The organism is Streptomyces sp. NPDC093600 (genome assembly GCF_044764755.1).
Taxonomy (GTDB): Bacteria; Actinomycetota; Actinomycetes; order Streptomycetales; family Streptomycetaceae; genus Streptomyces.
The window spans coordinates 118,289-141,689 of record NZ_JBIWIU010000003.1; the positions used below are offsets into that span (position 1 = coordinate 118,289).

The 23,401-nt window shown below is 71.2% G+C and carries 21 protein-coding genes and 1 pseudogene; 11 read left to right on the forward strand and 11 right to left on the reverse strand.

The window, feature by feature from the left end; translation table 11 throughout:
- Positions 1-49 precede the first annotated feature (49 nt).
- From ACIRB4_RS10540 to ACIRB4_RS10580, 9 genes are all read right to left on the reverse strand, one after another.
- Positions 50-559, reverse strand: a complete 510-nt coding sequence (locus ACIRB4_RS10540; RefSeq protein WP_403289814.1) for an Hsp20/alpha crystallin family protein — start codon at positions 557-559, stop codon at positions 50-52.
- A gap of 98 nt (positions 560-657) precedes the next feature.
- The gene (locus ACIRB4_RS10545; protein WP_403289815.1) at positions 658-915 is read right to left on the reverse strand and encodes a hypothetical protein; all 258 of its coding nucleotides are present in this window, start codon (positions 913-915) and stop codon (positions 658-660) included.
- A gap of 5 nt (positions 916-920) precedes the next feature.
- A complete protein-coding gene (locus tag ACIRB4_RS10550; RefSeq protein WP_403289816.1) occupies positions 921-1,226 on the reverse strand; it encodes a hypothetical protein in 306 nt (101 codons plus the stop codon).
- Positions 1,227-1,234: 8 nt separating this feature from the next.
- Complete coding sequence (locus tag ACIRB4_RS10555) at positions 1,235-1,678, reverse strand: Fur family transcriptional regulator (RefSeq protein WP_403289817.1); 444 nt, start codon at positions 1,676-1,678, stop codon at positions 1,235-1,237.
- A 155-nt stretch (positions 1,679-1,833) separates the two neighbouring features.
- Positions 1,834-3,096, reverse strand: coding sequence for an MFS transporter (locus ACIRB4_RS10560; protein ID WP_403289818.1), 1,263 nt, complete (start codon positions 3,094-3,096; stop codon positions 1,834-1,836).
- The gene (locus ACIRB4_RS10565) at positions 3,093-3,914 is read right to left on the reverse strand and encodes a Rossmann-like domain-containing protein (RefSeq protein WP_403289820.1); all 822 of its coding nucleotides are present in this window, start codon (positions 3,912-3,914) and stop codon (positions 3,093-3,095) included. Before ACIRB4_RS10565 ends, ACIRB4_RS10560 begins: the two co-directional genes overlap by 4 nt.
- Before the next feature lie 69 nt (positions 3,915-3,983).
- Complete coding sequence (locus ACIRB4_RS10570; RefSeq protein ID WP_403289821.1) at positions 3,984-4,790, reverse strand: phytanoyl-CoA dioxygenase family protein; 807 nt, start codon at positions 4,788-4,790, stop codon at positions 3,984-3,986.
- 72 nt (positions 4,791-4,862) lie between these two features.
- On the reverse strand, positions 4,863-5,897 hold the full coding sequence (locus tag ACIRB4_RS10575) for a pyridoxal-phosphate dependent enzyme (protein ID WP_403289822.1): 1,035 nt from the start codon (positions 5,895-5,897) through the stop codon (positions 4,863-4,865).
- A 16-nt stretch (positions 5,898-5,913) separates the two neighbouring features.
- The gene (locus ACIRB4_RS10580) at positions 5,914-6,684 is read right to left on the reverse strand and encodes a methyltransferase (RefSeq protein WP_403289823.1); all 771 of its coding nucleotides are present in this window, start codon (positions 6,682-6,684) and stop codon (positions 5,914-5,916) included.
- A 677-nt stretch (positions 6,685-7,361) separates the two neighbouring features.
- Between ACIRB4_RS10580 and ACIRB4_RS10585 the strand changes: the two genes are divergently transcribed.
- The 8 genes from ACIRB4_RS10585 (at position 7,362) to ACIRB4_RS10620 (ending at position 16,022) form a co-directional block, all read left to right on the forward strand.
- A complete protein-coding gene (locus ACIRB4_RS10585) occupies positions 7,362-8,255 on the forward strand; it encodes a class I SAM-dependent methyltransferase (protein ID WP_403289824.1) in 894 nt (297 codons plus the stop codon).
- A gap of 210 nt (positions 8,256-8,465) precedes the next feature.
- Positions 8,466-9,485, forward strand: a complete 1,020-nt coding sequence (locus ACIRB4_RS10590; protein WP_403290425.1) for a FecCD family ABC transporter permease — start codon at positions 8,466-8,468, stop codon at positions 9,483-9,485.
- A 1-nt stretch (position 9,486) separates the two neighbouring features.
- On the forward strand, positions 9,487-10,260 hold the full coding sequence (locus ACIRB4_RS10595; RefSeq protein ID WP_403289825.1) for an ABC transporter ATP-binding protein: 774 nt from the start codon (positions 9,487-9,489) through the stop codon (positions 10,258-10,260).
- 16 nt (positions 10,261-10,276) lie between these two features.
- Positions 10,277-11,287: an ABC transporter substrate-binding protein gene (locus ACIRB4_RS10600; protein ID WP_403289826.1), complete on the forward strand. Its 1,011-nt coding sequence runs from the start codon at positions 10,277-10,279 to the stop codon at positions 11,285-11,287.
- A gap of 626 nt (positions 11,288-11,913) precedes the next feature.
- Positions 11,914-13,254 carry an L-fuconate dehydratase gene (locus ACIRB4_RS10605; protein WP_403289827.1) on the forward strand — a complete coding sequence of 447 codons (1,341 nt, stop codon included), beginning with the start codon at positions 11,914-11,916 and terminating at the stop codon, positions 13,252-13,254.
- Between the two features lies 1 nt (position 13,255).
- Positions 13,256-14,029, forward strand: coding sequence for an SDR family NAD(P)-dependent oxidoreductase (locus tag ACIRB4_RS10610; protein ID WP_403289828.1), 774 nt, complete (start codon positions 13,256-13,258; stop codon positions 14,027-14,029).
- Positions 14,026-15,054, forward strand: coding sequence for an aldo/keto reductase (locus ACIRB4_RS10615; RefSeq protein ID WP_403289830.1), 1,029 nt, complete (start codon positions 14,026-14,028; stop codon positions 15,052-15,054). Before ACIRB4_RS10610 ends, ACIRB4_RS10615 begins: the two co-directional genes overlap by 4 nt.
- Positions 15,051-16,022, forward strand: coding sequence for an amidohydrolase family protein (locus ACIRB4_RS10620; RefSeq protein WP_403289831.1), 972 nt, complete (start codon positions 15,051-15,053; stop codon positions 16,020-16,022). The genes ACIRB4_RS10615 and ACIRB4_RS10620 overlap by 4 nt, the downstream gene beginning before the upstream one ends.
- Here the strand turns inward: ACIRB4_RS10620 and ACIRB4_RS10625 are convergent.
- Together ACIRB4_RS10625 and ACIRB4_RS10630 are read right to left on the reverse strand one after the other, a co-directional pair.
- Positions 15,980-16,462 (reverse strand): annotated as a pseudogene (locus ACIRB4_RS10625) (SAM-dependent methyltransferase); the annotation flags it as partial. The gene ACIRB4_RS10620 and the pseudogene ACIRB4_RS10625 overlap by 43 nt on opposite strands.
- Positions 16,463-16,504: 42 nt before the next feature.
- Complete coding sequence (locus tag ACIRB4_RS10630) at positions 16,505-19,348, reverse strand: glycoside hydrolase family 3 C-terminal domain-containing protein (protein ID WP_403289832.1); 2,844 nt, start codon at positions 19,346-19,348, stop codon at positions 16,505-16,507.
- Positions 19,349-19,670: 322 nt separating this feature from the next.
- Between ACIRB4_RS10630 and ACIRB4_RS10635 the strand changes: the two genes are divergently transcribed.
- The 3 genes from ACIRB4_RS10635 to ACIRB4_RS10645 are packed head-to-tail and all read left to right on the forward strand — an operon-like array spanning position 19,671 to position 23,391.
- Complete coding sequence (locus ACIRB4_RS10635) at positions 19,671-21,344, forward strand: extracellular solute-binding protein (protein WP_403289834.1); 1,674 nt, start codon at positions 19,671-19,673, stop codon at positions 21,342-21,344.
- Positions 21,344-22,468, forward strand: a complete 1,125-nt coding sequence (locus ACIRB4_RS10640) for an ABC transporter permease (protein WP_403289835.1) — start codon at positions 21,344-21,346, stop codon at positions 22,466-22,468. The genes ACIRB4_RS10635 and ACIRB4_RS10640 overlap by 1 nt, the downstream gene beginning before the upstream one ends.
- Complete coding sequence (locus ACIRB4_RS10645) at positions 22,465-23,391, forward strand: carbohydrate ABC transporter permease (RefSeq protein WP_403289836.1); 927 nt, start codon at positions 22,465-22,467, stop codon at positions 23,389-23,391. Before ACIRB4_RS10640 ends, ACIRB4_RS10645 begins: the two co-directional genes overlap by 4 nt.
- The last annotated feature ends 10 nt before the right edge of the window (positions 23,392-23,401 follow it).

Here is a 23,401-nt window from a genome sequence, read left to right on the forward strand (position 1 = left end):
TACGGAGCCCGAGTAGCAGCCCCCCGGCCCCGTACCCCTGCACTCCGCGCTACTCCCCGCCGGTCTGCGGGTCCATCTGGCTGGGCTCGGCCCTGCCCTCGATGGTGCGGCGGCCGCCACCTATCTCGATCTTGCGCCGGCCCGACCGCTGTTCCGTCTTGGGGACCGTGACCAGGAGGACGCCGTTCTCGAAATTCGCGTCGCACCGCTCACTGTCGCTGCCCGGCGGCAGCGTCGTGCGGTACATGAACTTCCCGGTTCTGCGGCTGAGCACCTTGCCCGTGTGCTCCTCGGCCACCTCACCGCTGACGACCAGCTCGTCCCCCTCCACCTCGATGTCGATGTTCTCCGGCGAGAAGCCCGGAAGCTCGACCTTCACGGTGTAGGAGCTGTCGTCGTCCTGCTCCTCCGCCATCGGCATCCAGGCGCCGCCCGCCGGCGTGGCCGCACGTTCGAGCCGCCGGCCCATCTCGTCCCACATGCTCTCGAAGTCCCGGATCGGGCGCCATGCCGCCGCGCGGCCTCTCGCGCCGCCGGCCCGCCGTATCGGCAGTCCCATGGGGACACACCTCCTCCTCTCCTGACCTGTGTCCGGAGGCCGGAGCAGCCCCCGGCGTACGCGCGGTTAACCCGTGGAGTCGGTGGCAAACCCGCCCGTCATTCCCTGTCCCGGGTGGCCGAGAGCCAGGTGACGGCTCTGTGATGTCGGTGGGAGAGGGCGCCGACGAGCGCGCGGCCGTCCGGGGCCAGGACGAGCACGCGGTTCTCGTTCGCCGCCTCCAGGCGGGGCAGGACGTCGCCGATGGGCTCGCCCGGGGAGGCGGTGGCGACCTCGTCGAGGGGGGCCATGACCTCGGCGATGGTGGTCGAACCGCGCTGGGCCCACGACGTCCGGTCGATCCCGGCGGCGGTCACCAGCCCTACGGGCGTGCCGTCACCTCGACGCCGTTGCGCCGCGCCACGACCGCGTGGGCCAGCTCGTGCGCCAGGATGGAGAGCACGAACACCACGGCCACCGCGGACCCCGGCCCCCAGTAGGTCCCGGTCGGGTAGCCGGGGTAGGCGTGGGAGAGCCGCCCCTCGGCGAGGCTGACGGTCACCAGCCAGAAGATGACGACGACGCTCCAGTTGAGGGCGACGCGTACTCCGACGATGCGTCCCAGCGGGAGCGTTGCCTCCACCGTCCGCCTCCGCTCCTCCGCGGTGACCGGGCGAGATGCCGTCATGGTTGCCCTCACCCCCGGGATCGTTCCGGGCAACAGGCGCGGCCCGGCCCGGTCGGCCGAGTGGAAGCGTCCTCGCCCTGCCGGCACTCGGCGCAGATCCCGGTGAGTTCGAGGGTGTGCTCGACGTCCGCGAAGCCGGTCGACCGCACGACGGCGGCCACCCAGTCCTCCACGACGTCCGTCTCCAGGGGCTCGTTGCGGCGGCAGCGGCGGCACAGCAGGTAGTGGCGGTGCCCGGTCTCGGGGCGGCGGTAGCGGTAGAGCCTCTCGCCGACGTCGTCGCGTACGACATCGGCGGCGCCGGACCGCTCCAGGCCCCGCAGTGCGCGGTAGACGGTGGTGAGACCGACGCGGATGCCCGACTCGCTCATCGACCCGTGGAGCTCCTGGGCCGAGACGAACTCGGCGCGATCGGCCAGCGCCTTCCGCACGGCGGCGCGTTGACGTGTCATGCGCCTGTTCGTCTCCACTGCTGTGACGGTCACGACCGACCCCCTGCCGACGGCTGTTCCTGTTCGTCGAAGCCCGGGTCCCACGGAGGCGTTCCATGGGACCCGGGCAGTGTCGGCCTCCGTGTGACGTGCCCCGGCACGCGGAGGCCGTCCGCTCAGTCCCCGGCGGAGGCGGCGGGCCGGGCCGCGACGCGGGCGAGGACGAGTGCCACCAGCGTCAGTCCGCCGAGGGCCGCCGCCGTGCCCGGGAAGCCGCCGAGGGCCAGGCCCACGCCGCCCAGTCCGGCGCCCACGAAGACACCGAAGCTCATCCCGGCGGCGTTGACACTCAGCGCCGTGCCCCGCAGGGAGCCGCAACGCCGTACGAGCAGGGTGGTGACACAGGCCGCGACGGTCGCGTGCCCGGCGCCGACCAGGGCCGTCAGGGGCAGGGCCAGCCAGAGCGAGTGGGTGAAGAAGACGCCGACCAGCGCGGCCAGGGCCACCAGCAGCGCCATCGTCATCAGGCGTTCCGCCGTGACCTTCGTCCTCTCGGCGCTCAGCAGCCTTCCGGCGAACAGATTGCCGAGGAAGAAGGCCGTGCCGCTGAGCGTCCACACCAGCGCGAAGGGCTCGGGAGCGAGCCCGAACCGCTCGTCGTAGAAGGCGGCGAGATAGGCGAGATAGCCCATGAACGCGGCCGTTCGCAGCATGGCGACCAGGACGAGCGGCACGACTCCGGGCAGGGCGCCCAGAAGCCGGAACGACTCCAGGTAGCCGGGCCGCTTCGTCTCCTCGGCGACCTCCTGCCCGGCCTTGCGGCCGCGCAGCAGGAAGTACACCGCCAGGACGGAGCAGAGCACCGCGATCGCCCACAGGTCGCCGCGCCAGCCCCACACCAGGGCCGGCAGCGCCACGAGCGGCGCCGCGAGGAGCGCGGTCAGCGACTGGGTGGCGGTGATGAGGGTCGCGGCACGGCCCGCGGCGGCATCGTCGGCGAAGCGATCGGCCGCGGCCGCGGTCAGCGCCGGGTTCAGTACGGCCGTACCGGCGCCGACCAGCAGGCAGAAAGCGGCCAGCAGGAGGAAGTCGCCGCTCGCCCCGAGCGCCGCCGACACCGCGAGCACGGCCAGGCCGCCGGCGGCGGCCCACTCCCTGCGGACGCGGTCGATCAGCGGCGCGAGCGCGGTGCCCACCGCCAGGGCGGCGAGACCGCCGAGGCCGCGCAACTGGCCCAGCGCCGCGACGCCGCCGCCCGACTCGGCGGCGATCGGGACGAGGAAGGTGCTGTAGATGGTGAAGGGCACCAGACCCACGGCGGAGGCCAGCATGAAGGGCCACAGGAGGCGGGTCATCCGCAGGTCGCCCGGCACAATCCCGGCCTCCGTCCTCGCCTCGTGCTCGGAGGCCACCGCGGGCTTCCGGGTCTCGCTGCTCATGCCCGCTCCGCCCGGTACCGGTACAGCGGGGTCTCGTCGGCGCTGAACTGGGAGAAGGGGAACGGCTCGGCGGACAGCGCCGTCACGCCGGCGCCGAGGAAGGCACGCGCGACGGCGCTGCCGGTCTGGGCGTACACCACCAGCGGGAGCTCCCGCTTGCGGCAGTGCTCCAGGATCTGGTCGAAGCTGCCGTTGCTGAGGGTCATACCGGTGGCGACGACCGCGTCGGCCTCGGCGAGGACCTCCGTCATGTCGTCGGTGACGGGGTCGCCCCAGTTGGTCGTGCGCAGGTTGAAGTCGCAGGGCAGCGGGACGCCGCCCTGCTCGCGTATCGCCGCGACCAGCGGGTTGACGACGCCGATGAGGGCGACCTTCGCGCCGGGGGCGATGTCGGGGAGCCCGGCGACGGCCGCGTCCCTGGCCCCGGCCCGTACCTCGGGCGTTCCGGTCGGCAGGGTGACCGTCTCGGCCTCCGCCGCGTCGCGATGGGGCCGCACGCGGCCGAGGTAGGCGTCGAGCGCGGCGACGCGCACCGGGGCCGACTCGTGACGGATCAGCGTGTCGAGGGTGTGTCCGGAGGCGTCGGCGCAGAACTCCGGGGCGAGGTCGCCGGCTTCGAAGGAGCAGGCGCCGAAGGCGTCGCCCGAGCGGAGCAGCAGATAGTGGTTGCGGTACGTGACCTGGCTGCCGGCCAGGCGCGTGGTGTGGTGCAGCCAGAAGGCGCTGGTGACGGCCAGTTCGCTGGGGAGCGGCCCGAAGGCGCCGTCCAGGACGGCCTCGCGGAGTTCCGGTACGGACTGCGGCTGTAGAGGAGACATGACGGTTCTTTCTCGATATGTGTACGGGCACGGGCTGTGCCGCATGGGGTGTCGGTACGGGAGCGGAGGTCAGGGCAGGTCGGCCAGCCGCTCGGCGTGGTAGGGCAGGCCGGCGAGCTCGGGGCGCCCGGCCGGCTGGAAGCAGAGCAGCAGCGAACGCCGGTCGTGGGCCGTCCGGTTGGGGCCGGAGCGGTGCACGATGAGCCCGGGGAACATCAGCACCGATCCGGCCGGCGCCTCGACGGTCACGGCGCCGCGCACGTCGGTGCGCGCGGCGTCGACCAGCAGGCCGGTGGGCTCGGCCCGGTCCCGGGGCACCGGCCCGGCCCGATGGCTGCCCGGCACGATCATGAGGGCGCCGTTGTCGGCCGTGACGTCGTCGAGGAAGACCATCGCGGTGGCCACGTCCCGGGCGTCGGGTCCGGCGCAGCAGTACCAGTACGGATAGTCCTGGTGCCAGCGGAACTCCGAACCGACGCCCGCCCGCTTGAAGTTCAGTTTGGACGTGAACCTGCCGAGACGCTCGCCGCCGATGATCCGGCGCATGGGAGCGGTGATCCGTTCGTCGGTCCACAGGGCGTCGAGGACCGGGTCCAGGTGGGTGACGGGCGACAGGCTGCGCACGGCGGGCGGACGGGCCTCCGGCTCCCAGTGGACGGTGGTCCCGTCCACTCTCTCCAGCCGGTGCCCGTCCGGCCACACCGCGACATCGGCCTCTCCTGCCGGTGCCTTGCCCGTCACGCGGGTGAGCACCGACTCCGCCGCCTCGCCCAGGGCCGCTGTCTCGGCCGGCCCGAGGAGCCGAGGCAGGAGAACGAAGCCGCGGGCCAGTTGCTCATCGAGGGAGCCGGGGGAGTCGAGGGAGTCGAGGGACACGGAGGCACCTTCCGGGTCGTTGCACGGGTGGTACGGACGAGGAGCGGTGGCGGGCAGCGCCCCGCGACGTGGCTAGGCCCTCTCGGCCACCAGGACGGGAGCGCCGCGCAGCAGCGCGCCGTCGACCGGCGGCCAGTCCATCGCGGACCACGGGTGGCGGAGCTCGTCCCGCGCCGTCACCTCGTGCGGCCGCATGGCGCCGAGGCCCTTGGCGTCGGAGTGGTGGGCGTAGGCGCTGTCGACGTAGCGGTGTCCGGTGTCGGCGGCGAGGAAGACGTACGTACGGTCGGCGTCGCGCTCCCGCTCCCAGAGCGTGGCCAGGTACGCGGCCCCCGCCGACAGGCCGGCGAAGATGCCGCTGGCCCGCAGGAGTTCGACGGCACCCGACATGGCGTAGTCGAAGTTGACCCAGTGGATCCGGTCGTACAGATCCTGGCGCACGTTCCGGAACGGGATGGAGCTGCCGATCCCGGCGATGATCATGTCGGGGTCGGAGACGTGCTCGGCGCCGAAGGTGACGCTGCCGAACGGCTGCACCCCGACGAGGGTGACGTCCTGGCCCGCCTCGCGCAGGTAGGTGGCGATGGCGCCGGTGGACGCGCCGGTGCCGACGCCGCCGACGAGCGAGAGCGGGCCCTCCGGGACCTCCTTGCGGATCAGGTCGGCGACGTCGCGGTAGCCGAGGTAGTGGATGGCGTCGTGGTACTGCCGCATCCAGTGGTAGTGCGGGTTCTCGCGCAGCAGTTCGCCGATCCGCTGGACGCGGAGGTTCTGGTCCAGGCGGAGGTTCTTGGACGGCCGGACCTGCTCCAGCGTCGCGCCGAGGATCTCCAGCTGGACGCGCAGGGTGCGGTCGACCGTGGTGGAGCCGACGATGTGGCAGTTCAGGCCGTACCGGTGGCAGGCCAGGGCGAGGGCGTGGGCGTAGATGCCGCTGGAGCTGTCCACGAGGGTGTCACCCGGCTTGATCTGCCCGGTCTCCAGGAGGTGCCGTACGGCCCCGAGGGCCGAGTACAGCTTCATCGTCTCGAAGCGCAGGCAGACCGCGCCCGGCGGGACGGCGACGACATCCGGCTCCTTGACCGCCTCGGCTATGTGCTCGTGCATGTCCTTGTCCTCCCGGTCAGGCGGCGTCGCGGCGGATGAGCTTGAACAGGTACGCCTGGCAGTTGTCGCCCTCCCAGGTCTGGCGGTGCAGCACGACGGGACGGAAGCCCGCGTCGACGCCGTGGCCGACGATCCGCTTGAGCTCGGCGGTGTTGGACACGATCAGGTAGATCTCGCCGTCCGGCGCGAGCAGGTCGCGGGTGACGATCTGGTCGAAGAAGCGCAGGACGATCTCGGCGCCCACGCAGACGTTGCGCACCACGGTGGGGTCGTCGCTCGTCCGCGTACTGACGGCGGGCGGGTTGAAGGTGATGACGTCGAGCCGGGCGGAGTCCGGGAACTCCTCGAAGAGGTTCGACACCAGCGGCCGGAAGACGGTCTCCGGCCGGTCCCCGACGAGGCGCGCGTAGTGCCCGGCCGCCGTGGCCACGCTGTCCGGGTGGACATCGGCCGCGTAGACCTCCCGCGCCCCGAGCGTGCCGGCGATCACGGCTTCGACGCCGAGGCCGACGCCCATCGCCGCGTACGACCTGCCCTTGACGGGGATCGTGCCGTCCAGGAGGCGGTCGTGGACGAGACGGCTGGTGTCGCCCGGCTTGAAGACCCCCGGGGGCAGCGTGAAGGTCCAGCCGTTGTAGTCGTACGTCCGCTCGGTGTGTATCTCGGACATGGAGCCGCCGTTGATGGCGAGGATCTCCTCGCGGGGCAGCGTGTCGGGCAGCGAGTCCAGCAGGGCGCGGACGTCGTCCTGGGACGCCGCCGGGTCGGCCGCGGTCCGGTCGGTCATGGGTCCTCCGTGGTCGGGTGGGGATGGGAAGTCCGGGGATTCGGGGGCCGACGGGGGCGGGAGGCCGGGTCCGTGACCGCCCGGTCGCACGCAGGTCCTTGGCGCGTACGAGCCGCCGGGTGAGCGTGGCCCGGGGCGCGCGCAGCACCTGGTCGGAGTGGACTGGTTTCGACGAGCCGCCGTCGAGAACGACGGTGTGGTGCGGCACGACGTGAGAAGCGCGAGGTCCTGGACCGCTCGAGGGAGCGCGGTGCCTACTCCTCGCCGGTCCGGGGGAGTTGGGCGACGACCGCTTCGGCGGCGGCCGGGTCCGTCCAAGACCCCAGGCGCGACGAGGGCAGGCCGTCCCAGCCCCCCGCCCGTACCAGCCCCGCCCGCCGTGGGGCCGCCGCTGCCGGAGCCGACACCACACCCGGTGAGGAGCGGGGCGCCGGCGAGGGCGAGGAATTCTCGGCGGTGTGAAGGACCGACATGCTGCTCCCAGGAGATCACATGGAGTGGTCCCCGCACCGCGGCCGCTGGACGGGGCGGAGGGTGCGGGGCCCGAGCAGCATCCATGAGATGAAAATGATTGTCAACATCGTCTGATAATTACTCAGGGGCGGGGAGGGTCGGCTAGTACTGATTATCATTTTCATATACGCTGCCCTGGCTGTCACCTGGGGACGGGAGTTTGCATGGAACCGCACGACGTGGCCGCCGGATCGGCGGAAGGGGCGGAGAGCTCCGACCGGCTGTTCAGCGCGCTGTGGTCGCCGCTCGGTGCGGCGACCGTCAAGGCTGCGCGCCTGCGCCCAGGTGTGCATGTGCTCGACGCGTGCTGCGGCTCGGGGGCGTCCGCGATGCTGGCCGGTGAACAGGTCGGCCCGCACGGCCTGATCGACGCGGTCGACCTCGCGCAGCCCTCGCTCGAGCGGGGCCGTGCCGAGGCCGCGATCCGCGGTCTCTCCCACGTGCGCTTCCTCTGCGGCGACATCCTCGACCGGCCCGCACCTCCCGGTGGTTACGACGCCGTGGTCTGTTCTCTCGGTGCCTCGTCGTTTCCCGACGCGGCGACAGGAACAGAGCGACTGCTGAGGCTGATGCGGCCTGGCGGCCGACTGACCGCAACCACCTGGTCCCAGGGCGCGCTCGAGCCGCTGACTCGGTTGATCCGCCGGGCCGTCGCGCCGGAACTGCCATGCTCCGCCGACATCCCACGGCCGGCCGACCCGCTCCAACGCATCGGCACTCCCCGGTTGTTCCGGGACTGGCTCGCTGCCCGCTCGCTCTCGTCCATCGATGTGCGGTACGTCCCGCTCGCTGTGCCCGGTGACCCCGACCTGGTGTGGTCCCTGGTCGCCGGCGCCGGGTTCAGGGGCCTGCTCGACGGGCTGTCCGATGCCGCGGTGGACCGCGTTCGCCGGCGGTTCGCGACGGAGCTGCTCGCCGAGGGGCGCGACACGATCGACTTCTCCGCGCTCGTGGGCACGGGGACCCTCCGCCGCGTCGCCCCGCCTCGCCGTCCCCGAGGTGCTCGCCCCTCGCCGACCGCCGGCCGGCCCATCGGGCCGGTGCCGCAGCTCGGTTGACCGACAGGCTGCCCTGAGCCGGTCCACACCCACGGGCGGACGCCACCCGCCCGATCCGTACGTTCCGTTCGACCTGGAAGGCCGAGTTCTATGTCACCGCCAGCGATCACCGCGCCACCGGCGAGCAGCGGCGCCGAAACGTCAGCCGGTGCGGCGCCCCCCGACCCCGCGAGGGGGGTGAAGGGCCGACTCGCCTCCCGTAAGGGTCTGGTGCTCGCCTGCGCCGTTCTGCTCGTCGTCCTCCTCACCTCGATCGTGGTGGCCATCGGTCTGGGGGCCGCCGTGATCACGCCGGGGGAGACCGCCCGGTACCTGTGGGCGGCTGTCAGCGGCGGCCGCATCGCCGAGGACGAGGTGACCACGTACCAGATCATCTGGCAGATCCGTACCCCGCGGGTGCTGCTCGCGGCGCTCGTGGGCGCCGGCCTGAGCGCGATCGGCGTGGCCATCCAGGCCATGGTGCGCAACGCGCTCGCCGACCCCTTCGTGCTGGGCGTCTCCTCGGGCGCGTCCGTCGGAGCCGTCGGTGTCACGGTCACCGGAGGACTGGCGGCGCTGGGCATCTACGCGGTGTCGGCCGGTGCCTTCATCGGGGCCCTGGTCGCGTCGCTCCTGGTGTACGTCGCCTCCTCCAGCCGGGGCTCACTCTCCCCGCTGCGTCTCGTCCTGACGGGCGTGGCCATGTCGCTGGGCTTCCAAGCGGTGATGAGCCTGATCATCTACTTCGCGCCGGACAGCGAGGCGACCAGCATGGTCCTGTACTGGACCATGGGCAGCTTCGGCGCCGCGAGCTGGGGTGCGCTCCCGGTCGTCTCCGTGGTCGTCGTTCTCGGCCTGGTCGTGCTGTACCGGTACGGCCGGGCGCTGGACGTGCTGGCTCTCGGGGACGAGACGGCCGCGAGCCTGGGCATCAGCCCCGACCGGCACCGAAAGGCCCTGCTCGTCCTGGCATCGCTGGTGACCGGAGTGATGGTCGCCGTCAGCGGCGCCATCGCCTTCGTCGGACTGGTCATGCCCCACGTGGTGCGCATGGTCGTCGGCGCCACCCACGCACGCGTACTGGCCGTGGCGCCACTGGCCGGAGCGATCTTCATGGTCTGGGTCGACCTGGTGTCCCGGACGCTGGTGGCACCGCGCGAGCTGCCCCTGGGCGTCATCACCGCTCTCGTCGGGGTGCCGGTGTTCGTCACCCTGATGCGCCGCAAGGGCTACATGTTCGGAGGCCGCTGAGATGGAACTCCGACTCGACGGGCTCTCTGTCGTGACCGACGGCAGGAGCCTGGTACGTGACCTGTCCCTGGACGTGGGAAGTGGCCAGGTCGTGGGCCTGGTCGGGCCGAACGGAAGCGGAAAGTCCACCGCCCTCAGGTGCGTGTACCGTGCGCTCCGCCCCAGCTCCGGCACCGTCTGGATGGGCGAGGAGGATCTCTCCCGCCTGACGGTGCGCCGCTCCGCGCAGGTCATCGCGGCCATGACCCAGGACGGCGCCGTCGATCTCGACTTCACGGTCGAAGAGGTCATCGCACTCGGACGCGCGCCGCACCTTCAGGGCAACCAGGCACTCAGCGGCCGGGAGTGGGAACTGTGCGAACGCGCGATGGACCAGCTCGACATCCGCCACCTCGCCCGGCGCGGAGTCCTGACGCTCTCGGGCGGGGAACGCCAGCGCGTCCTGCTGGCACGGGCGCTCGTCCAGGAGCCGAAGATCCTGGTGCTGGACGAGCCGACCAACCACCTCGACGTACGCCACCAGGTCGAACTGCTCTCGCTCCTGCGCGGCTCGGGACTCACCGTCCTGGTCGTGCTGCACGATCTCAACCTCGCCGCGGCCGCCTGCGACCGCCTCGGGGTTCTCCGCGAAGGCCGCCTCGTCACCACCGGCACGCCGGAGGACGTCCTCACCACGGACCTCGTCCACGAGGTGTTCGGCGTCAAGGCCAGCATCGTGTCCCACCCGCTGACGGGTGACCCGCAGTTGTTGTATTCGCTCAACCCCTCCCTGTGAAAGGCACCACCAGGTCATGACCACTACTCGATCTCCCCGCTCGGTGCGGCAGCACGCCGTCGTCGGCTCCGCGCTCGCGGCCACCCTGCTGCTCGGCGGCTGCGGCGCCGAAGTGGAAACGGACGCCAAGGCATCCAAGAAGGTCACCGTCAAGAGATGCGGTGAGCCGGTCGAATACACGGTTCCCGAGCGGGCCGTGGCGTACGAAGGCGGAAGCGCCGACAAGCTGTTCAGCCTCGGTCTCGTCGACCACGTGCACGGCTACGTGATGCCGCCGGCGAACCCGCCGGTGGAGGAGTCACCGTGGGCGGGCGACTACGCCAAGGTGAAGATGCTCAGTAAGGATCTCCTCAACAAGGAACTCGTGGTCGAGGCCAAGTCCGACTTCGTACTGGCCGGCTGGAATTCGGGCTTCAAGGATGAGCGGGGCATCACCCCGGCAATCCTGGACAAGCTCGGGATCCAGAGCTTCATGCACTCCGAGAGCTGCTTCAACTACCCGAAGTACCCGGAGAAGCTCACCCCGTTCGAAGCCCTCTACACCGACCTCGATCGGCTGGGCAAGATCTTCCAGGTCGAGGACAAGGCGGATGAGGTCGTCGGTGGGCTGAAGAAGCGGGTGGAGGCCGTCAAGGCGAAGGCACCCAAGGGCGACCCGGTCCCGGTCTTCCTCTACGACTCGGGCACCGACCAGCCCTTCACCGCGGGCAACCAGGTCCCGCCCAACGACATCATCAAGACCGCCGGCGGCAAGAACGTCTTCGACGGCCTCGACCAGCGGTGGACGCAGGTGAACTGGGAGGCCGTCGCGAAGGCGGAGCCGGAAGTCATCATGATCCTCGACTACGGGGACCTGCCCGCCAAGAAGAAGATCGACTTCCTGAAGACGTCTCCCCACACGAAGGAGCTGCCTGCCGTCAAGAAGAACAACTTCTTCATCCTCGACTACAACGAGGGCATCAGCGGCCCGCGCAACATCGACGGCCTGGAGAAGTTCGCGAAGTACCTGGGTGAGCTCAAGAGCTGACCGACTCGCAGCGCGCCGGGGCCGTGTCCGTTCCGCACGGCCCCGGCGCTCCGAGCCGCACGAGCTGAACCGGGGCGTGCCCCCGATCGCTCGGGAGCACGCCCCGGGGCTAGGCCGTGTCCGGAAAGTCTCGCCTGGTGTGCGGCGCCCTGCAGCACTCCCCCGTAGCCCTTGGGGCACGGGAGGTGCCCCCACGCCGCGTTGTCGTCGGTCGCCGTAGCTCCGTCAGGGGGTGGAAGTCGGCCTCGTCGGCCTAGCGCCGGCTCGGCGCCGACTTCATGACTTCGGTGATCGGCACGCCGTACTTCCTGTACCTGCTCGTACACAGCTGCCGCAGGTGGGTGGACTCGGTCGGCCATTCCTCCGATGTATCTCGTAACGGCGGGGACGTGACGACGGCGTTTCCGTGGTCGACAAGAGACCTCGACCGGTGACTGACGCGACCAACTCCCGTGGACTGCTTGGTCTCTGGCTAGGAATCCATTGCCAGCTGCGATCTCCGCGTCTAAGGTCGCTGTGGCCGCGATACATCCCATGACTGGCCGGGATCGGCGCGCCTCACCGCGCCCGGCCAGGCAGCTGCCCCGGCGTCAGACCTTCACCCGAGCGTGAAAGGCGGCACCACCGTGACCCCGACGTCCGCCCGGATCACCGCCGTCGACACCTACGACATCCGCTTCCCCACCTCTCGGGAGCTCGACGGCTCCGACGCGATGAACCCGGACCCCGACTACTCCGCCGCCTACGTCGTCCTGCGCACCGGCGCCGACGCCGACGCCGATGGGCTCGAAGGTCACGGCTTCGCCTTCACCATCGGACGCGGCAACGACGTCCAGGTCGCCGCCATCGACGCACTGCGTCCCCATGTCCTCGGCCGCTCCGTCCAGGAACTGTGCGCCGATCCGGGATCGGTCAGCCGGGATCTGATCGGGGACAGCCAACTGCGCTGGCTCGGCCCCGAGAAGGGCGTGATGCACATGGCGATCGGCGCCGTGGTCAACGCCGTATGGGACCTGGCGGCCAAGCGGGCGGGCCGGCCGCTGTGGCGGCTGCTCGCCCACGCCTCGCCGGAGTGGCTGGTCTCCCAGGTCGACTTCCGCTACATCTCCGACGCCCTCACCCCCGAGGACGCCCTCACGCTCCTCCACGAGGGCCGCACCGGGCTCGCGCAGCGCGAGGCGGCCCTGCTGGAGCGTGGATACCCGGGCTACACCACCTCCCCCGGCTGGCTCGGTCACCCCGACGACAAGCTCACCCGGCTGGCCAAGCAGGCCGTGGCCGACGGCTTCACGCAGATCAAGCTCAAGGTCGGCGCCGACATGGGCGACGACATCCGGCGGCTGCGCACCGCCCGTGCCGCCGTCGGTGACGGCATCCGCATCGCCATCGACGCCAACCAGCGGTGGGACGTGGCCGAGGCGATCCGGTGGACCAACGCGCTCGCCGAGTTCGACCCGTACTGGATCGAGGAGCCGACCAGCCCCGACGACATCCTCGGCCACGCGGCCGTACGGCAGGCCGTCGCCCCCGTGAAGGTGGCCACCGGCGAGCATGTGCAGAACCGCGTCGTCTTCAAACAGCTCCTCCAGGCCGGCGCCGTCGATGTCCTGCAGATCGACGCGGCGCGGGTCGGCGGCGTCAACGAGAACCTCGCGATCCTGCTGCTCGCCCGGAAGTTCGGGGTGCCGGTGTGTCCGCACGCCGGCGGAGTGGGGCTGTGCGAGCTGGTGCAACACCTGTCGATGTTCGACTACCTCGTCCTCTCCGGAACCACCGAGAACCGCGTCATCGAGTACGTCGACCACCTTCACCAGCACTTCGTCGACCCGGTGGTGATCCGGGACGGGCACTACACCGCGCCGCTCGCCCCCGGCTTCTCCGCCACCATGCGTGAGGAGTCCATCGCCCGATACCTCTACCCGGACGGCACGTTCTGGGCCGCCGACCGCGCCGCGCAGGAGAAATGACATGACCGAACTGACCGGACTCAGGGCGCTCGTCACCGGTGGCGCGTCCGGTATCGGGCTCGCCACCGCCCACGAGCTGGCGGCGCGCGGCGCGGCCGTCGCCGTACTCGACCTCGACCCGCGCGGCGTACGCGAGCCACTGCTCGGACTGAGGGCCGACGTCGGCGACGACACCTCCGTACGCGCCGCGGTGGAGGAGGCGGCCAGGCAGCTCGGCGGCATCGACATCCTCGTCAACAACGCGGGCACCGGGGCCACCGGCACCGTCGAGGACAATCCCGACGAGCAGTGGCACCGCGTTTTTGACGTCAACGTCCTCGGCATCGTCCGCACCACCCGCGCCGCCCTGCCCCACCTGCGCCGCGCTGCCACCGCCCGTCCGGGCACCGCGTCCGTGGTCAACACCTGCTCCATCGCGGCCACCGCCGGACTGCCGCAGCGCGCCCTGTACTCCGCCAGCAAGGGCGCCGTGCTGTCCCTCACCCTGGCCATGGCCGCCGATCACGTCCGTGAGGGCATCCGCGTCAACTGCGTCAACCCCGGCACCACCGACACCCCGTGGGTGACCCGGCTCCTCGACGCCGCCGACGACCCGGACGCCGAACGGGCCGCACTCGACGCCCGCCAGCCCATGGGCCGACTGGTGACCGCCGGCGAAGTGGCGGCCGCCATCGTCTACCTGGCCGGTCCGGCCGCGGCGTCCGTCACCGGCACCGCCCTCGCGGTGGACGGCGGCATGCACGGACTGCGCCCGCGTCCGGCGGCCCGGTCGTGAGGATCACCGGGCTGGGCGGCAGCGCGGTACCTGTCTCGGAGCTCGCCCTGGGCTGCGCGGCCCTCGGCAACCTCTACCACCCGGTCACCGACGAGATCGCCCACGCCACGGTGGACTCGGCCTGGGACGCCGGCGTCCGCACCTTCGACACCGCCCCCCACTACGGACTCGGCCTGTCGGAACGGCGGCTCGGTGCCGCCCTGCGCGACCGCCCCCGTGACACCTACACCCTCTCCACCAAGGTGGGCCGGCTCCTCGTACCGAACCCGGAAAGCCACGACGGGGACGACCTCGCCCACGGCTTCGCCGTACCGGCCACCCACCGCCGGGTCTGGGACTTCAGCGCCGACGGAGTGCTGCGCTCCCTCTGTGCGAGCCTGGAACGCCTCGGCCTCGACCGCGTCGACATCGCCCTGCTGCACGACCCGGACGACCACGCCGAGCAGGCGCTGCGCGAGGCGTACCCGGCCCTTGAGCGGCTGCGCGCCGAAGGCGTGGTGGGAGCGATCGGCGTCGGCATGAACCAGTCCCCGCTGCCCACCCGCTTCCTGCGCGAGACCGACATCGACGTGGTGCTCCTGGCCGGCCGCTACACCCTCCTGGAACAGGACGGGCTCACCGAACTGCTCCCGGAGGCGGCCGCCCGCGGCCGCGGCGCCATCATCGGCGGAGTGTTCAACTCCGGTCTTCTGACCGGCCCCAGGCCGGGCGCCACCTACGACTACGCGCCGGCCCCGCGGCCGGTCCTCGACCGGGCACTGCGGCTTCTGGCGGTCACCGAGCGCCACGGCGTGCCGTTGCGGGCCGCCGCGCTGCGCTTCCCGTTCGGCCACCCGTCCGTGGCGAGCGTCCTGACCGGTGCCCGTTCCCCCGAGGAGGTGCGCGACACGGTGGAGCAGCTGCGACGCCCCATCCCGACCGCCCTGTGGGACGAGCTGCGCGCCGAGGGTCTGCTGGACCCGGGCACTCCCGTACCCGTCACCGCGCCCCTCGGGGAGACCCAGCCGCCGAAGGAGCCGTGGTGACCGGGGCGGGCCCCGGGCCGGGGATCGTGGACGCCCACCACCACGTGTGGGACCTGTCCGTCCGCGACCAGGACTGGATCACCGGGCCCGAACTCGCCCCGCTGCGGCGCGGCTTCGCCCTCACCGACCTGTCACCGGAGGCCCGCGCGGCCGGAGTCACCGCCACCGTGCTGGTGCAGACGGTCACCGTGCCGGAAGAGACCCCCGAGCTGCTGGCCATGGCCGCGGGCTGCGACCTGGTCGCCGGGGTCGTCGGCTGGACCGACCTGACCGCACCCGACGTCGCCGACACCCTCGCCCGGCTGCGCGCCGGGCCCGGCGGGGAGCATCTCGTCGGGATGCGCCACCAGGTGCAGGGCGAGCCGGACCCCCGCTGGCTCCTGCGCCCGGAGGCACTGCGCGGCCTGGCCGCCGTCGCAGAGGCGGGACTCGTCCACGACCTGGTGGTGAAGCCGCACCAGCTCCCGGCCGCCACCGAGGCCGCGCAGCGCCTGCCCGCCCTCACCTTCGTCCTCGACCACCTCGGCAAGCCCCCCATCGCCTCCGGGCAGCTCGCGCCCTGGGCGGAGCGGATCAGGCGCCTCGCCGCCCTCCCCAACACCGTCTGCAAACTTTCGGGCATGGTCACCGAGGCCGACTGGCACTCCTGGACGGTCGACGACCTCAGGCCGTACGCCGACACCGTCCTGGACGCCTTCGGCCCCGGGCGGCTGATGTTCGGCTCCGACTGGCCCGTCTGCCGGCTCGTCGCCACCTACGCCGACGTCGTCGCCGCCGCCCGCGCCGTGACGGCAGGGCTCAGCCCGGCGGAGCGCCGCCACGTCTTCACCGACACGGCGGTGCGCATCTACGGCCTGCCGCACACCGGCCCCGGCGTCCTGGCGACCGACACCCCCTGCGACTCCGTCCGACACAGCGTCCGGAGTCAGGACGGCTTGCGTGCCTCGATCAGGAAACGCGCGGTGTGAGCCACGAACGGGCCCTCGCTCTCCATCTGCTCGTGCAACTGCCGCAGCCGGTCGCGGTACTGGTCCACCGTGAACCCCGGCACCATCCAGATCACCTTTCGCAGGAAGTAGACCACCGCGCCGATGTCGAAGAACTCGGTACGCAGCGACTCCGAGCGCAGATCGACGATCTCAAGGCCGGCCGCCTCGGCGGCCCGGCGGGCGTCGTCGGGGTGGCGTTCGCGGCGCACCTCGTCCGGCTGCGGGCCGAGGAAGTACTCCACCAGTTCGAAGACGCTGGCCGGGCCCACCTGCTGGGAGAAGTACGTGCCGCCCGGTTCGAGTACCCGCGCGATGTCCTCCCACCACACGGTCACCGGGTGCCGGCTGACCACGAGGTCGAACGCCTCGTCGGCGAACGGCAGCGGCGGCTCGTCCTCGTCCGCGACGACCACCACTCCCCGCTGGGTGGCGACCCCGTGCGCACACGGTCGATGCGGATCTCAGGCGGAGAAGGCGACGCGCGCGAGCCGCAGCGGGCCGCGCAGGCCGATGCGGACGTCGTGCACACCGGCCGCCGCGGCGACGGGGGCGCTCACCGTGGCGTAGTCGTACGGGCCGGCCCTACCGGGGGACAGCGTGAGCACCGCCAGTACCGGACCGTCTCCCAGCGAGAGTTCGACCGTGCCCTCGCCCGCGGCCTCCACCGCGACCCCGGCGGCCCCCGCTCCGAAGTCGCAGTCGCGGAACACCAGCTCGCCCCTCCCGCCGGCCACCGGCGTGACGGAGTCACCCGACGTCTTCGCGCGGTCCACGATCTCCGTGCCGCTCTGGTCGTCGAAGTCCACCGCCTCCAGGCCGCCCGCCATGACCGGCCGGGGCAGGGACGGTTCGCCGTCGAGGGCGAGGGCGCGGGTGAGCCGGATGTCCTCGCTGGACGCTCCGACGAGGATCTCGTGGAGGCCCGGTTCCACCCGGTGGCGTCCCTGCGCCACGTCCCAGAACGCGAAGGCCGACATCGGCACCCGGAAGGCGATCTCCCTGACCTCGCCCGGCGCGAGCGTCACCCGCTGGTGCGCGGCCAGTTCCCTGCGCGGCCGTGGCACCGACGGCTCCACGGCCCGGGTGTAGAGCTGGGCGACCTCGTCCGCGGTGACGTCCCCGGTGTTGGCGACCGTGAAGGACACGTGCACGGCCCCGTCCTCGACGCGGGTCGTGAGGCGTTCGTAGGAGAAGGACGCGTACGACAGGCCGTGGCCGAACGGGAAGAGCGGCGTGCCCTCGAAGTAGAGGTACGTCTGGCGGCCGCCGATCACGTCGTAGTCGAGCAGGTCGGGCAGGTCGGAGTCGTCGGCGTACCAGGTCTGCGGGAGACGGCCGGCGGGGGAGACGTCGCCGGCCAGGATCCGGGCCAGGGCGGTGCCGGCCGCCTGGCCGCCGTGGGCCGTCCACAGCAGCGCCGGCAGCTCCCTGTGGTCGACCGCGTACGGGTACGCCGAGACCAGGGCCAGCACCGTGTGCGGGTTGGCCGTGCGGGCCGCGCGCAGGAGGCGCTCCTGGTGGGCGGGCAGGGCCAGGGTCGTACGGTCCTCGGTCTCCCGTCCGTTGATGTGCGGATCGTTGCCCGCGACCACCAGGACCACGTCCGCCCGCGAGGCGGCCCTGTTCACCGCGTCCTCGCCGCTCTCGACGACGACGACCTCGAGAATCTCCCCGTTCCCGGCGGCAACCTTCAGGCCGTCGGCGGCGACAGACAGGGCGTGACCCGTACCGATGTGCCGAAGAAGGTGCCCGTTCTCCCGCGGTTCCAGGCGGAACGTCTCCTGGACGACCCAGCCCCCGGGCTGGTCGGCGGAGGCGCGGACACGGCCGTCCTCGGCGACGGAGAGATAGCGGCCGTCGGGGGCGCGCAGGGTCAGCACGCCCCCGCCCCAGTCGATGAGGGCGAGCTCGGTGCCGGTCGCGTCGGTGGTGAGCGGCGGCAGATCCGTCCGGCCCGCGAGCAGGGCCGGATCGAGGGCGCCCTCGGCGCCGCGCACCTCGTCGTCGGCGTCCGCCTCGGGGACGCGCAGGAAGGTTCCGGCCGAGGTCTTCAGCAGGACCCGGTCCACGCCCTCCGCGAACTCCACGCGCTCCGCGCCGAACCGCTCGTACAAGCCCTCCAGCGGCGTGCGGCGGTGCAGCAACGTGCCGCTGTACCAGTCGAGTTTGCACTCGTCGGCCAGCAGGCCGACCACCGCGAGCCGGATGTCCGGCGCGAGCGGCAGCAGACCACCGTCGTTCTTGAGCAGCACGACCGCCTGCTCGGCCGCCTCCTGGGCGAGGGCCCGGTGGGCCGGGGTGTCGAAGGCCGTGGTGAGCGTGTGCGGGTCGTACTCCGGGTCGAACTCGCCGAGACGGAAACGGACCGAGAGCTGGCGGCGGACCGCCGCGTCGACGTCCGCCTCGGTCAGGAGCCCCTGCTCCAGGGCGCCGCGGACCCGTGCGGTGATCTTCGAGCTGTCGGTGCCGTGGTCGGTGAAGCTGTCGACGCCGGCCAGCAGCGCGGCGGCCGTCGCCTCCTCGTGGGTGGCGAAGTAGTGCTCGGAGTCGACCAGGTTGGAGGGCGCGCCCGCGTCCGAGCAGACCATCAGCTCCTCGTCCGTCCAGGTGCGCAGATGCTCGCGCAGATACGGCGAGAGGTGGTTCGGGCGGCCGTTGACGAGGTTGTACGCCGGCATCACCCCGGCCACGGCGCCCGCCTGGACCGTCTCGCGGAAGGCGCGCAGGTCGTACTCGTGCAGGACGCGCGGGCGGACGGAGGAGGAGGTGACGTCGCGGCCCGTCTCGTGGTTGTGGGCCAGCCAGTGCTTGAGGACGGGCGCGGTGCGCCAGTACGTGGGGTGCTCGCCGCGCAGCCCCTGCGTATAGGCGGTGGCGATGGCCGAGGTGAGCTTCGGGTCCTCCGAGTAGCCCTCCTCGTTACGGCCCCACAGCGGGTGGCGCAGCAGGTTGACGGTCGGGGACCAGACGTTCAGCCCCACACGGTCGTCGCGGCCGCGCATCGCCCGGACCTCCTTGGACACCGCCTCGCCTACCCGTCGTACGAGATCCGTGTTCCAGGTCGCGCCCAGGCCCACCGCCTGTGGGAAGACGGTCGCCGGACCCATCCAGGCCACGCCGTGCAGGGCCTCCTGGCCGGTGCGGAACGCGGCGACGCCGAGCCGCTCCACGGCGGGCGCGAACTGGTGCAGGAATCCGATCTTCTCGTCGAGCGCGAGCCGCGACAGAAGGTCGTCGACGCGCTTCGCGAAAGGCGACTGAGGATCGCGGAAGGGCGGCGGTGCGTGCGGCGTCTGTGCGGACACGTGGGATCCCCTTGGGATGGAGCGGAGAGTGCTTTCGAAGCGCTTCGATGCTCTTCAGGCATAAGGGTGGGTGTCAAGAGATCGGCACCATTACTTCTAACAAGGTATACACGCCGTCTCCTTCGAGCCTCGGAGGAATCTTGGAAGCGACTCTTGTGCGCCCCTGGGTGTTCACTTAACCTCGCTGCAACATCGAAGCGCTTCGACTGCGCATCGCGTCGCAGTGGTTGGATGTCCCCTCAGCTCAGCCGGTTCCAGTCACGACACCGCGGCCGACGGCCCCACCGCCGGATGTCCAGGTGTGCCATGAAGGGTTGACGCAATGACGCCGAACGCCGCCTCCTCCGGACCGAGCCGGAGAACCTTTCTCGCCTCCACGGCGGTCGCCACCGCAGCGGTGGCCGGGGGAATGCCGCTGCTCACCGCCTGCAGCGGTTCGGACAGCGGGTCGCGAGAAGGCAGCACGTCGGGCAAGGCCGCGGACAAGCTGCTCCCTGCCTACGTCGCCAGCACGGTCGCCGAGCCGGACATCCCGTCGAAGAACGGTTCGGCGGCCGGCTACACCGGCAGGGGCGACCTCGCGGCCCTCCAGACCTCGGTCCCGGAGACGCTCGGCACCGGCGCCCCCTTCAAGATCATGTCCCCGTTCTGGGGTTCCCCGCCGAAGCCGGGCAACCCCTACTACACGGCGGCCGACGCCGCGGCGGGCACCAAGGTCACCTGGCAGAACCAGGACGGCAACACCTACGGCGAGAAGCTCGGCGCCGTCCTCGCCTCCAGCTCCCTGCCCGACATGGTCGTCGTGCCGGGCTGGGAGCTGGTCGGGAAGATCGCGAACGCGGTCACCGCGAAGTTCATGGACCTCGGTCCCTACCTGGCGGGTGACAAGGTCAAGAAGTACCCGAACCTGGCCGCCATCCCGTCCGACGCCTGGCGCATGGGCATCTTCGGCGGCGCGCTGCGCGGCATTCCGATGCCCGCCGCCTCCGCGTCCTGGATCGTGCCCTACTACCGCAAGGACATCTTCGACCAGAAGGGCTACTCCGTCCCCAGGTCACCCGATGAGTTCCTCGGCTGGGCCAAGGAGGCCACCAGCGCCAAGGCGAAGGTGTGGGCCTGCGGCGACATGAACTGGACCGCCTGGAACATCTTCGGTGTCCGCGGCCCCGGAACGATCGGCTGGGACATCGGGGACGACGGCAAGCTCACGTACCGCGTCGAGCAGCCCGAGTACCTGGAAGCCCTGGAGTGGACGCGCAAGCTGTTCGACGCGGGCGTGGTCCATCCCGACGACAAGGCGCGCTCGGGCGACGCGGGCAACCGTTTCACCGCCGGCCAGATCCTCGTCTTCAACAACGACATGTCGGCCTGGTACGGCAAGACCACCGAACAGGCGGCGGCCAACCCGGACTTCGTGATCGAGGGCATGGACATCTTCGGTGCCGACGGCGGCAACCCGAAGCTGTACGCGGCCCAGCCCGCCGGCATCTGGTCGCTGATCCGCAAGGGCGCCTCGAAGGAGACCGTCGAGAACGCGCTGGCCGCCGCCAACTTCTCGGCCGCGCCCTACGGCACCAAGGAGCGGATGCTCGTCGACTACGGCGTCGAGGGCACCCACTACACGGTCAAGGACGGCAGCCCCGTCAAGAACGACCGGGGCAACTCCGAGGTGACGAACGCCTGGTCGATGCTGGCGGCCCCGGCGCCCTACTACGCCCACCCCGACTTTCCCGACGTCGCCCGCAAGCAGGTCGAGTGGCAGCAGCGGATGGGGGCCTTCATGAAGAAGACCTCCACGTACGGCATGAACATCGTCGAGCCCACCCGTTACGCCAACCTCGCCAGCCAGTTCGAGCAGCTGGAGATCGACTACGTACGGGGCAACAAGAAGCTGTCCGACGTGCAGGCCGCCATCTCCACCTGGAGGTCCTCCGGCGGCGACAAGCTGCGCGACTGGTACAAGGAGCTCCTCGACAAGAACGGCAGCGGCAACTGATGTCCCTCACGGCCGGGAGCCGGCCCGACGGGACCCGTCCCCCCGCGGCCGTCGAGGAGCCGGCGGCCGCGGCCGCGGTCGCCACCGCCACCGCCGCGGCGAAGGCGCGGACCCGGGCGCCGCGCGGGACGGGCAAGGCGGGCAAGGCGGGCAAGGGCGGCACGGCGGGCAAGGGGGGCACGGCGAGCACGGCGGGCAAGGTTCCGTGGCGGATCCGGCTGCGCCGGGACCGCACGCTCATCCTGATGACCCTGCCCGTCATCGTCCTGCTCCTGCTCTTCAACTACGTCCCGCTGCTCGGCAACGTCATCGCCTTCCAGGACTACGATCCGTACGTCTCCAGCAACGGCATCACGGCGATCTTCCACAGCCCCTGGGTCGGCGTGGAGCAGTTCTCACGGATGCTCGACGATCCGCTGTTCTGGAGCGCCACGGAGAACACCCTCGTCCTCTTCGTGCTCCAACTGGTGCTGTTCTTCCCCGTCCCCATCGCCCTCGCGCTGGTCATCAACAGCGTCATCCGGCCCCGGGTGCGGGCCGTGGCGCAGGCGATCATGTATCTGCCGCACTTCTTCTCCTGGGTCCTCGTGGTCACCGTCTTCCAGCAGATCTTCGGCGGTGCGGGCATCATCGCGCAGACGCTGGAGAAGCACGGGTGGAGCGGCTTCGACCTGATGACCAACGCGGACCTCTTCAAGTACCTGGTCACCGCGCAGGCCGTGTGGAAGGACGCCGGCTGGGGGATCATCGTCTTCCTGGCGGCCCTGTCCGCCGTCAGCACCGACCTGTACGAGGCCGCCGCCATGGACGGCGCGGGACGCTGGCGACGCATGTGGCATGTGACGCTGCCCGCCCTGCGCCCCGTGATCGCCCTGCTGCTGGTCCTGCGGGTGGGCGACGCGCTGAGCGTCGGATTCGAGCAGTTCCTGCTCCAGCGGTACGCCGTCGGGGCGGGGGCCAGCGAGGTCCTCGACACCTACGTGTGGAACATGGGTATCCAGAACGGCGACTTCAGCTACGCGGCCGCGGTCGGCCTGGTCAAGGGAGTCATCGGAGTCTGCCTCGTCCTGGGCGCGAACAAGTTCGCGCACCTGCTGGGCGAGCAGGGGGTGTACAGGAAATGAGCCTCAACACGCAGCTCGTCCGCAGCCTCAAGGCGCCCGCCCGCCCCACGTGGGAGGAGCCGCCGAGCCGGGCGGGGCTCACCGCCAAGGCCGGCTTCCTGCTGCTCTGCTGCCTCGGCGTGCTCGGTCCGCTGTGGATCGTGATCGTCACCAGCCTCTCTCCCAAACCCGTGATCGACCGGGTCGGCGGCCTCGTCGTGATCCCCCAGGGCATCACCTTCGTCAACTACACCGAACTGCTCAGCGGCGGCCAGGTCAGCCGGGCGATCATGGTCTCGGTCGGTGTCACGCTCTTCGGCACGCTGTTCTCGATGACGGTGTCGGTACTGGCGGCCTACGGCCTGTCGCGGCCGGGGAGCCTGGGCCACCGGTTCTTCCTGATGACCATGATGGCGACCATGTTCTTCGGGGCCGGGCTGATCCCGACGTACCTCCTGGTGCAGTCGCTGGGCCTGACCGACACCTATCTTTCGCTGGTCCTGCCGAGCGCGGTCAGCGTCTTCAACATCCTCGTCCTGCGGGCCTTCTTCATGGGCATCTCACCCGAACTCACCGAGTCCGCCCGCATCGACGGGGCCGGTGAGCTGCGCATCCTGCTGACCATCATCATGCCGCTGTCGCGCGCGGTGCTGGCCGTCATCTCGCTCTTCTACGCGGTCGGCTACTGGAGCGCCTGGTTCAACGCCTCCATCTACCTCACCGACCAGGAGATGATGCCGCTGCAGAACGTGCTCATCCAACTGGTCCAGAAAAACACCGAGGCGCCGACCGGCCTCCAGCAGGCGGTCCGCACCGGTCAACTCTCGTCGCTGGGACTGCAGATGGCCGTCATGGTCCTCGCGCTGATCCCCGTCGCGGTCGCCTCCCCCTTCGTCCAGCGGCACTTCAAGAAGGGCATGCTCACCGGAGCCGTCAAGGGCTGACGCCCTTCTC

Bases quoted from the DNA above. Each gene is read 5' to 3' on its own strand.
- ACIRB4_RS10575 (WP_403289822.1), bottom strand. From the start codon at position 5,897: ATGCACGAGCACATAGCCGAGGCGGTCAAGGAGCCGGATGTCGTCGCC.
- ACIRB4_RS10540 (WP_403289814.1), bottom strand. From the start codon at position 559: ATGGGACTGCCGATACGGCGGGCCGGCGGCGCGAGAGGCCGCGCGGCG.
- ACIRB4_RS10610 (WP_403289828.1), top strand. From the start codon at position 13,256: ATGACCGAACTGACCGGACTCAGGGCGCTCGTCACCGGTGGCGCGTCC.
- ACIRB4_RS10560 (WP_403289818.1), bottom strand. From the start codon at position 3,096: ATGAGCAGCGAGACCCGGAAGCCCGCGGTGGCCTCCGAGCACGAGGCG.
- ACIRB4_RS10595 (WP_403289825.1), top strand. From the start codon at position 9,487: ATGGAACTCCGACTCGACGGGCTCTCTGTCGTGACCGACGGCAGGAGC.
- ACIRB4_RS10580 (WP_403289823.1), bottom strand. From the start codon at position 6,684: ATGACCGACCGGACCGCGGCCGACCCGGCGGCGTCCCAGGACGACGTC.
- ACIRB4_RS10550 (WP_403289816.1), bottom strand. From the start codon at position 1,226: ATGACGGCATCTCGCCCGGTCACCGCGGAGGAGCGGAGGCGGACGGTG.
- ACIRB4_RS10555 (WP_403289817.1), bottom strand. From the start codon at position 1,678: ATGACACGTCAACGCGCCGCCGTGCGGAAGGCGCTGGCCGATCGCGCC.
- ACIRB4_RS10600 (WP_403289826.1), top strand. From the start codon at position 10,277: ATGACCACTACTCGATCTCCCCGCTCGGTGCGGCAGCACGCCGTCGTC.
- ACIRB4_RS10645 (WP_403289836.1), top strand. From the start codon at position 22,465: ATGAGCCTCAACACGCAGCTCGTCCGCAGCCTCAAGGCGCCCGCCCGC.
- ACIRB4_RS10565 (WP_403289820.1), bottom strand. From the start codon at position 3,914: ATGTCTCCTCTACAGCCGCAGTCCGTACCGGAACTCCGCGAGGCCGTC.
- ACIRB4_RS10640 (WP_403289835.1), top strand. From the start codon at position 21,344: ATGTCCCTCACGGCCGGGAGCCGGCCCGACGGGACCCGTCCCCCCGCG.
- ACIRB4_RS10635 (WP_403289834.1), top strand. From the start codon at position 19,671: ATGACGCCGAACGCCGCCTCCTCCGGACCGAGCCGGAGAACCTTTCTC.
- ACIRB4_RS10585 (WP_403289824.1), top strand. From the start codon at position 7,362: ATGGAACCGCACGACGTGGCCGCCGGATCGGCGGAAGGGGCGGAGAGC.